5 protein-coding genes and 2 pseudogenes are annotated in these 9,833 nt (G+C 36.4%); 5 read left to right on the plus strand and 2 right to left on the minus strand.

Annotated elements, in window-relative coordinates; all coding sequences use genetic code 11:
• Positions 1-52: 52 nt before the first annotated feature.
• Complete coding sequence (gene moaA, locus AA650_RS09475) at positions 53-1,039, minus strand: GTP 3',8-cyclase MoaA (protein ID WP_053541238.1); 987 nt, start codon at positions 1,037-1,039, stop codon at positions 53-55.
• 549 nt (positions 1,040-1,588) lie between these two features.
• Between moaA and AA650_RS29295 the strand changes: the two genes are divergently transcribed.
• Positions 1,589-1,903 carry a DUF4089 domain-containing protein gene (locus AA650_RS29295; protein WP_053538822.1) on the plus strand — a complete coding sequence of 105 codons (315 nt, stop codon included), beginning with the start codon at positions 1,589-1,591 and terminating at the stop codon, positions 1,901-1,903.
• A 114-nt stretch (positions 1,904-2,017) separates the two neighbouring features.
• A pseudogene (locus AA650_RS09485) lies at positions 2,018-2,317 on the plus strand (NAD(P)/FAD-dependent oxidoreductase); the annotation flags it as partial.
• Positions 2,318-2,404: 87 nt separating this feature from the next.
• On the opposite strand, the gene AA650_RS09490 reads toward AA650_RS09485, so the two are convergent.
• On the minus strand, positions 2,405-3,979 hold the full coding sequence (locus AA650_RS09490; RefSeq protein ID WP_053538715.1) for a group II intron reverse transcriptase/maturase: 1,575 nt from the start codon (positions 3,977-3,979) through the stop codon (positions 2,405-2,407).
• A 563-nt stretch (positions 3,980-4,542) separates the two neighbouring features.
• Between AA650_RS09490 and AA650_RS09495 the strand changes: the two are divergent.
• The 3 genes and pseudogenes from AA650_RS09495 to AA650_RS09505 form a co-directional block, all read left to right on the plus strand.
• Positions 4,543-5,406 (plus strand): annotated as a pseudogene (locus tag AA650_RS09495) (NAD(P)/FAD-dependent oxidoreductase); the annotation flags it as partial.
• A gap of 447 nt (positions 5,407-5,853) precedes the next feature.
• Positions 5,854-7,509: an IS1634 family transposase gene (locus tag AA650_RS09500; protein ID WP_053538824.1), complete on the plus strand. Its 1,656-nt coding sequence runs from the start codon at positions 5,854-5,856 to the stop codon at positions 7,507-7,509.
• 328 nt (positions 7,510-7,837) lie between these two features.
• Entirely contained in the window at positions 7,838-9,037 is a 1,200-nt protein-coding gene (locus tag AA650_RS09505; protein WP_053537530.1) for an IS4 family transposase, read from the plus strand.
• Positions 9,038-9,833 lie beyond the last annotated feature (796 nt).

Consider the following 9,833-nt stretch of genomic DNA (forward strand, 5'->3'; position numbering starts at 1 on the left):
GGTCAGTGGTTATTAAAAAAGCAACAACTGACAACGAACAACTGACTCATGACTAACCGCCAATTTGCGACATGGTACGGGTGTATGTGCCGACAGTACCAGAGTCGCGTTGCTTAAAGTTGATTTCTGATTTGATATTTAAAATTTGTCTGACTTGTGATTGTAAGTCGGTGGTGCTAATGCCAGCACGTAAAGCAGTTTTTAAGTCAATTTGACCTGTTTCGTTTAATAAGCAGGGACGTAGCCAACCATCGGCACTTAAACGCATCCGATTACAGCGATCGCAAAAACATTCTGACATTTGGCTAATAAATCCTATTGTACCTTTAGCCCCAGGAATTTGAAATACATCAGCCGGTCCGTTACCACGAATTTGGGATTCTGTCAATCCCCAACGCTCACGGATTGATTGACGCAAATCGGCTGAAGATACCCAACCGCGATCGCCAAACAAGTCTTCATTCCCAATAGGCATAAACTCAATAAATCGGACGTGCCATTGTTTATCAATAGTTAAAGCAGCTAGATCTAAAATTTCATGGTCATTAACACCAGGAATTACTACCACATTTAATTTCAATGGGTCAAATCCTACATTATACGCAGTTTGGATACCTTGCCATACTTGTTGCCAACGTCCACGCCCATGATTACCGCTAATTTCTTCAAATATATGTGGATCTAAAGAGTCTAAACTAATATTAATTCTTGTTAAACCTGCATCATAGAGGCTTTGAGCAATAGGAGCGAGTAAAAACCCATTTGTAGTCATTGCTAAATCTTCGGTTTGGGGAAGATGAGCAATTTTTTCAACTAAATCAACTAAGTGGGGACGGAGTAAAGGTTCACCACCAGTTAAGCGAAAGCGGGTAAAACCGACAGGGATAAATACTTCTTGAATGAGGGTAAGCAGTTCTTCATCAGTTAACAATTGTTCCTTGACAATATAATCAAGTTCTGCACCTGATGGCATACAGTATTGACAACGAAAATTACAGCGATCAATTAAACTGATGCGGAGATAGTCCACCTTGGTTATAATATCGCTAGTTGTCATATTGAAAAAAGGGGTTATAATTCAAACTATTTTATTATAGAGCCTTCATTATAAAATGAGCCATTTATAATCAAATATATAAGTAGTGAGACAGAATTAATTACACAATGTCATTGCGAATGGAACGAAGTGAAATGAAGCAATCGCAAGGGTTGTGATTGCTTCCCTTCGCTCGCAATGACTGTAAATATTTTTGTCTAATTACTTAGCAATGCTATTTGATTTGTAAACATTGCAAAAGTCAAAAGTCAGATCCCCGACTTCTTAGAGAAGTCGGGGATCTAATATCTTATTTATTGTTAAAAATAAAATACAATTTTAATATATAATTAAGTAGTGAGACAGAATTAATTACACAATGTCATTGCGTAAGCGTTGCGTGGCGTTAGCCATATGGAACGAAGTGAAATGAAGCAATTCCAAGGGTTGTGATTGCTTCCCTTCCCTCGCAATGACTGTAAATATTTTTGTCCAATTACTTATCTTGGATAATTATATATTTTTTTAGTAAGCAATGCTTACTTTACAAAAATGGAAAATAATAATTTTTGGATTCAAGAATATGTTCATCAAATGTCTTTATTATTGGATTTACCAATAAATGAAGAATCTAAAGATGGAGTAATTGCCGATTTTGAGAAAATCAAAGATATCGCTGAAATCGTCAATTATAATGAAGCTTTAATTTTACGGGTTGCAGCAATTTTAGGGACTTCCAATTTAAAAAACATCCCACCTCCAAGTCGTAAAACCTTCCGCCCCGACAAATGTACAAATTTCTTGGGACAATTTATCTGTTGGAAGTCCCTTAGAAAAACATGGTATAATTCAATAGGTTTCTGTTAGGAATAAAACTCTTTTTTAAAACAAACCACAGAGGCACAGAGGACACAGAGAAAAAGCATTTTTAACTTAACTGTATTGTGGTGTAATTTATTTTAAATCTTAAATATCGAAATTATGAAAACTTACGACTGGATTGTTATTGGTGCGGGAATTACTGGTGCTGCACTTGCTTATGAACTAAGAAAAATCGGATTTTCTGTCCTTTTGTTAGAACAATATGAAATATCTCAAAATGCTACTCGTTATAGTTATGGTGGAATTAGTTTTTGGTCAGGAAAAACACCAATTACACAACAATTATGTAAGGAAGGTATTACCCGTCACCGTATCTTATCACAGGAATTAAATGCAGATACTCAATTTCGGAAATTAGATTTATTAATGACTATTCCTGTGGATATGAATCCTGAAATTAGGTTGAGTCGAGGGGGGATATTATTCCCCGCCCCTCTCAGTTAGATCCGGACGTGCCACTTTCACGGCATCCGGCTCCCGATGTTCTTAGCTTTCGCTTTTGCTCATGTGAATGTAATCGTGGCAGCTTTCGTGAATTGCTAGAAGGTTTTTAGTTTTCCAGTTTTGGTGGTTTCCATCTATATGATGTAAATGTACCTTCTCGTCACTGAGCATTTTTAACCCACAATGACCACATTTATGGCTTTGCCGTTTGAGGGCTTTAGAGGTGTTATTGTCATATAACTTACTATTGCGTTCGCTCCAGTAGGTTAAATCTCCATCGTAGGGTGATTTCTCACCTTTGACATTGATGTGTTTGTTTTCGGAGTAAGGAACTGTTGGGAATGCTTTCTTTATTAGCTCTTGGCTATTATGGCGATTCTGCTTAGTTTCCTTGTTAAATACCTTGAATGCTCTGTGATTGATGTGCCATAAGGAAAACTTCGACCCATCCATCTTGCAGAAGCGGTGGTAATTCCTCCAACCTCTGACTACAGGGGCTAATTTCTCAGCCTTTGTGGTAGCACCATAATTCGAGTTGTTGACGATGAATTTTACTTTCTTGCGGAAAGCTTTGAAGTTGTCCACTGAGGGAGTACATCTAAACTTTCCGTTTTTCTGGACTTTAAAATGCCAGCCCAGGAAATCAAATCCATCTGTCGCGGCGGTTAGCTTTGTCTTTTTCTCACTGACTTTCATTCCCCGCTCTGCTAGGAACTGACTGATTTTGTCAAGTATTTCTGTGGCATCGTCTTGAGGTCGGAGTATTATCACCATGTCATCCGCGTAACGGATTGTTGGCTCGACAATATCTCCATTTGAGGTCTTGTCTGTAATTCTGTAGCTAGATATACGGTGATATCTATGAATACTTTCAATCCCATTTAAGGCGATGTTAGCTAACAGTGGACTTACCACTCCTCCTTGGGGTGTTCCTTGTTCAGAAAACTCTGGATTGACTCCGGCTTTGAGACATCGGAATATTCCCTGTCTTATACTATAAGGAGCGATGAGTCTATCCATTATGGCGGTGTGGTTTATCCGGTCAAAGCATTTTTCAATATCGAGTTCTATAACTCGTTTATCTATTCCATTAGCTTTAGAGTTTAAGTTGTTGTACAGGTATCTCTGGGCATCATGTGCCGAGCGTCCCGTCCTAAAACCGTAGCTCCTAGCGTGGAAGGTTGCCTCATGTGCTGGTTCTAGTGCGTATTTGACAAGGCATTGATATGCCCTATCTGCAATAGTGGGGACTTTGAGAATCCGGGTTTTTCCGTCCTTTTTGGGGATGGGTATTTCACGTAATCCCTGGTGTTTCCAGTCGTTACCTTCGGTTCTAAGTTTTTCACTTAGTTCAAACCTTTGCTCGAATGAGAGCGCGGTTTTGCCGTCTATTCCCGCTGTCTTTTTCCCAGCATTTAGCTGTGTTACTTGACGGATAGCCAGTAATCTCGCTGCGGTTGATTTCAGAATCAGCTTTTGTAGGGACTTAGCTTTGCGCTTGTCGCCAACTTGAACAGCTTTGTACACGCGTTTTTGTAGGCGGAATAAGTTACGACGGAATTGCTTCCAAGGTAACGTTTTCCAGGATTCACTAGAGTTTTCTCTGTGTCTAATCATGCTCTGCTCCAATCTGTGTATTCTGAACACCTCCGACCAATTACGGTCTGTCCTACCCGAACTGAAGGAATTCCGCTGCTCGTCCAGCCTACTTATAGGGTTCGACCGCCCTTAGACCTTCAATCCGTTTTTATTCGTTCCCTCGGCTAGATTGTTAGTTCCGTTAGGTGTAGCCACTTCAACCACTGGATTCCCTAGACTCTTACCGCTATTGAAGAACGATGCGGCGGGAATTAGCTCCAGTAAAGTCAGGTGTTGTTGTTGTGTCCTGCTTTGGACTAGGTTGCTTTTTTAGGCTCTGTTTCACCGTAGGAACTCCCCGTTAACGCCAAGTGTCATCTCACAACAGATGTCTGATTGCGTCCTGTTCCCAGCTTCGACCTCCCGATACCGAGTCGGGTCATCGTGGGCAGATAGGGAGTCATACCTGAGTCTGGTAGATGGGACTTACACCCATATCAGACCGAGAGTTCAACCTTTTTTTCCATGATTGGATTGGGTTGGTTAGCTTATGTACGGACTGATTACCGTGATTCAGCTAACAACGAATCGCACTCCTTCAATCCTATCAAGAAGTTTTGATTTCTCCGCGGTTAATTACTATTCAAGAAGCTTGTGAATTAGAACCTTTATTAAATCCTGAAGTAATATCTGGTGCATTAACTGTTAAACATGGTCATGTTCACCCAGAAAAAATTACTCAAGCTTACATTCAAGCTATGGTAAATTTAGGAGGAGAAATTGAATTTGGGAATTTTTTAGAATTAATCACGACACCCTCTAAAAAATGTACAGGTGTGAAAACAAATACCACTACCTTTCATGGTGATAATGTTGTTATTTGTGCTGGGGGAATTAATCGTCAATTACTAAAATCAATGGGTATTGCTGCGAAAATATATTTTTCTCATGCAGAAATCATTGAAACACCACCTTTGGATATTAAATTACATACCTTAGTATCACCAGCAAATTTGCAAAGATTTCAATTAGAAGCAGAATCTACTCAAATTGATGAATTATGGGATAACCCAGATACTGAAATACTACCACCAATTTTAGATGCTGGTGTGGTACAATTTTTGGACGGTAGTTTGCGCTTAGGTCAAGTTAGCCGATTTTTAGTAAATCCGCAAGCAGAAATTAACTCAGCAGCAAGTGAACAATGGTTACGAGAAAGCATCACGAAAATATTACCAAGTTTAGGAAATGTACCAGGAATATGGCATCATTGTTTAGTCGCATTTACTCAGGATAAATTACCTTTAATTGGTGCTATTTCTGAATTTTCAGGACTGCATCTATTTTCTGGTTTTACTAGTTCTTTTGTTTTTGTTCCTCCTTTAGCTGTCCGGTTTGCTAAGTTTGTATCTGGTTATGAAGATGAGATAATTAAACAGATGTCTCCTCACCGTTGGCATGATTAATAGTATTTTGTGAATCTGATTTCATGAGTTTAGAGTCATTGCGAGCGAAGGGAAGCAATCACAACCCTTGGAATTGCTTCATTTCACTTCGTTCCATATGGCTAACGCCACGCAACGCTTACGCAATGACATTTTGTAACCCACATTCCGCACCCCCAAGTGTCACACCCCAAGGAAAGCAATATATTTAGTACATAAGAACTAATACCTGTGAGGGGTGATTAAAATTTATTGAGGCTAAATAGGAATAATTACTATTAAAGCAGATATATAGTCAATAAAACGACTAAGTACGAAATTTTGATTCTGAGGTGATTGTAATGGAAAACCTAGTCCAGAATCATTGAAAGCTTTATCCTCAATGACTATAAAAAACTAAAAAAACGTTTTAAATCAACAGAAAAATGAGAACATGGTAACAGATACTTATATGGAGTTTCTGTTACCATGTTTAGTACAAAAGACCTGGAATTGAAGAAGATAGACCATTTAGGGATAGTAGCAGGAATAGTAGATTCAATAGGGATTGTAGAAATAATTAATAATTTAGTAGGTTCAGAGCCAGGAGAAAAAGTCAGTGCAGGTCAGGTGGTAAAGGCGATGATTTTGAACGGCTTAAGTATGATGTCACAGCCGTTATATATGTTTCCAAAATTCTTTGAATTAATTGCTTGTGAACATTTAATTGGTGTAGGAGTAAAAGCAGAATATCTCAATGATGACAAGCTGGGGAGAGTATTAGATAAATTATTTATAAAAGGACTAGATACAGTATTTTTAGCCGTCAGTTTAAATGCAGTAGAAATATATCAGATATCACTCTCATCATCACACTTGGATTCAACATCATTTCATGTACATGGAGAATATGAAAATAGTTTACCATCAGTAATATTTGAAGATTCAAAAGAATCAGGTTCATTAGAAAAAGAAAATGAAGAGAGTCAATCACCTCAAGCGATAAAGCTGACTTACGGTTATTCTAGAGATCATCGTCCAGATTTAAAACAATTTATTACACAATTAGTATGTTCAGGAGATGGAGATATACCAATATATATAAAAGCAGTATCAGGGAATGAAGTTGATTCTAAAAAATTTGGAGAAATCGCAGTTGAATATCAGAAAAGAATACAAGTTGATAGTTTGATAGTAGCAGATAGCGCATTATATACAGAATCAAATATCAAGTTAATGTCGAGTCTCAAATGGTTAACCAGAGTACCCTTAACGATAAAATCAGCAAAAAACTTAGTGATGAGTTTAGCAGAATCGGAATTTGTTAAAAGTGAAAAAGCAGGATATTCTTATGCCGAGAAGAAAATAACTTATGGAGATATAGAGCAAAGATGGTTAATCGTACAAAGTCAAGATAGAAAAAAATCTGACTTAAAGAAATTATCAAAGAGAATAGAAAAAGCTTTGACTAATACTCAAAGTAAGTTAAAAAACCTATCGCAAGAAAAATTTGCTTGTGCGGCTGATGCTAGAAAGGAATTAACAAAAATAAGTAAAGAATTTAAATATCATCAAGTAGAAAATATTGAAGTTATCGAAAAAAGTCCTAAAATCAAAGAAGAAAATCAATCAAAATACTATCAAATCTTAGCAACAGTTGTTGAAAATAAAGATACTATTGAGCAAGAAATGTCAAGTGCAGGAAGGTTTATAATTGCCACCAATGTTTTATCAGAAAAGGAACTGAGTAAAGATAAAATGCTGTCTGAATATAAAGCGCAGCAATCCTGTGAAAGGGGATTTAGTTTTCTCAAAAATCCTTTATTTTTAGCAGATAGTATTTTTCTAAAAAGCCCAGAAAGAATAGAAGCATTGGCAATGATAATGGGGTTATGTTTGCTAGTTTATACTCTAGCACAAAGAGAAATTAGAGCAGCTTTAAAATCTTTAAACTATACTGTAAAAAATCAATTAGGAAAGGCCATAAACAATCCAACTATGCGGTGGATATTTCAATGTTTTCAATCAGTTCATCTTGTGACTTTTCAAGGAAAAAGAGAATTTTATAATTTGACATCAGAAATGAAGTACATTCTCCTATTCCTCCCAGAAGCTTGCCGTAATTACTACAGATATATAAGTTGATTTATCAACATTATTAATAGTTTAATTATACAATTTGACTCATTGATTTTATTAATGAGTTTAAGTTTTAATGCTGTTTTTAAGTTTATTTCTAGAAGGATATAAGTTATGATTAAGTCTTGATAGACTAACAATAAAATTATATTATATTTTCTGCCAGAAACCACCCTCATTCTTTATTGCTTCTTATTGAGAATGTATCTGAATCAATTTTCCTATCTAAAATTTGTCTTAACGGGTGACAAGGCGGTTGAAGATGAGATGTGGCAATAATTTGAGAAAATAAGGGAGTAAAAAAATAGGGACAAAGAAGCCCCCGAAGCAAAAAATGTTACCACAATCATATCAAACAATTTTCCGAAAGCATTTGAGTGAACAGCAGTATTTGACACTAGAGATATTGTTGTTATTAATACAGGCTCATCGCCAAGTAAAACTGTCAAAATTGGCCAGCTTGTTTCCCCAACCAATTAAATATGAAAGCAGGAAACGTAATCTACAAAGATTTTTAGGAATAGGTAAACTCTGCGTAAAATTATTATGGTTTCCATTGATAAAATATTGGATTAGACAATCGTTAACACCAAAACAACTGAATCGAGAACAGCGCCGTTATTTTCATAAAAAACAGTATCAAAAATATGGTTATTGGATGGTAGCACTGGATAGAACACAGTGGAAGGGGCGAAATATATTTATGGTGACATTGGTATGGGGTACTCATGCCCTACCACTATATTGGGAAACATTAAATCATGTCGGAAATAGTAATTTACAAACACAGAAAAGATTAATAAAGACAGCAATAAAGTTGTTAAAAAAATGTCGAATTGTGGTGTTAGCAGACAGAGAATTTCATAGTCCAAAACTGGCTAAATGGCTTGATGAGCAAGGAGTTTACTTCGCTTTACGCCAGAAGAAAAACCTTTATTTTCAAGAAAAACCTGAACAAGAATATCAAGTTCTTAAAAATCAAGGATTTAAGCCAGGAATGTCGAGATTTTATGAAAAAGTTAAATGTGGTAAAGGGGATGAATTAGGCTTATTTAATATCGCTGTTTATTGGAAGAGAAAATATCGGAACTCTGGACCAAAAGAACCTTGGTATATCTTGACGAATCTACCAACTCTCCAACAAACTTTATGCCTCTATAGATGTCGATGGGGAATTGAGCAATTCTTTAAGGATTGTAAAACTGGTGGTTATAATTTAGAGGATACTAAAGTAAATGAAACTCGCTTTTTAGCTTTAGTATTATTGATTGTCATTGCTTATAGTTTAGCCACTATGCACGGTCAACGGATGAAAAAATTAGGTATAGAGACTTATGCCGGACGTATTCAACAACATCAGGACAAGTACCCACGTCAAAGTGATTTTAGCTTTGCTCTCTACGGACAACTATGGATTTATGGTATGGAATTATGGGCTGATTTAGCTCTGAATTTAATCAATCTCAAGCCTCATAAACGCCTCTTTTTTCAACGGGGCTTTCAGGCTCTATCCCTTATGAAACAAGCTCTTTAGCCGCCTTGTCACCCGTTAAGAAAATTTGTTTTTTTATAGATAAATGTATTCTTTTACTCATTTTTCATCAATTTACCTCCGTAATCACCGTTTGTGACAGTCAAGGGTGCGGAATGTGGGATTTAATGGTTTTTAAGAAAAATTTACAATTTATATTATTTATTCCCAAGAAATTGTCAATAACCGGAAATTATTGATAACCGCTAAAAATTCATTTAATCCTGAAACTCTTTCCAGTCAACACTTGTAAGTTATTCTCTTCCGTCGAACTCAGGTGAAGATGTAAATATTCTTGGCTGCAATTGTCATGTTTATTTTATCCGAAATAACTACTTTAATTGAAAGAGAAAATCTATTTTAAAACCTCGTAAAATTAAGTTACTTAATAGGCTTTATTTTTTGGCAGATAATGTTAACCTCAGCCAGAAAAATTAGGTAGATAAAATTCTCCTGACTGGAATTTTTCAAAAATATCGTAAAAATATCAATAATCTGAGTCACATCTGCGGAATGTGGGATTTACAGTGAATAGCCCCTCTATTCTCTCTCAAATTCACAATTTTTTGCTTGACAGACCACTAGATGGCAAAAAGCATGAAGTGGTTATTATGATTGGGTTTTAGCTGTTTTATGAAATTCTTTTTTTGACAAAATAACCTGCTGGGAAAAATATTTTGAGTATATTTACTCATGCTGAATGTGGGATAAAAGGTTTCAGTTTTATTCAGCAAGCAAGCGCTATGTAGGGTGGGCATTGCCCACCAGAACAATAATATCCCTACTCTTATCGACTCAC

The organism is Anabaena sp. WA102, assembly GCF_001277295.1.
Taxonomy (GTDB): domain Bacteria; phylum Cyanobacteriota; class Cyanobacteriia; order Cyanobacteriales; family Nostocaceae; genus Dolichospermum; species Dolichospermum heterosporum.

Bases quoted from the DNA above. Each gene is read 5' to 3' on its own strand.
- AA650_RS29295 (WP_053538822.1), top strand. From the start codon at position 1,589: ATGGAAAATAATAATTTTTGGATTCAAGAATATGTTCATCAAATGTCT.
- AA650_RS09490 (WP_053538715.1), bottom strand. From the start codon at position 3,979: ATGATTAGACACAGAGAAAACTCTAGTGAATCCTGGAAAACGTTACCT.
- AA650_RS09500 (WP_053538824.1), top strand. From the start codon at position 5,854: ATGTTTAGTACAAAAGACCTGGAATTGAAGAAGATAGACCATTTAGGG.
- AA650_RS09505 (WP_053537530.1), top strand. From the start codon at position 7,838: ATGTTACCACAATCATATCAAACAATTTTCCGAAAGCATTTGAGTGAA.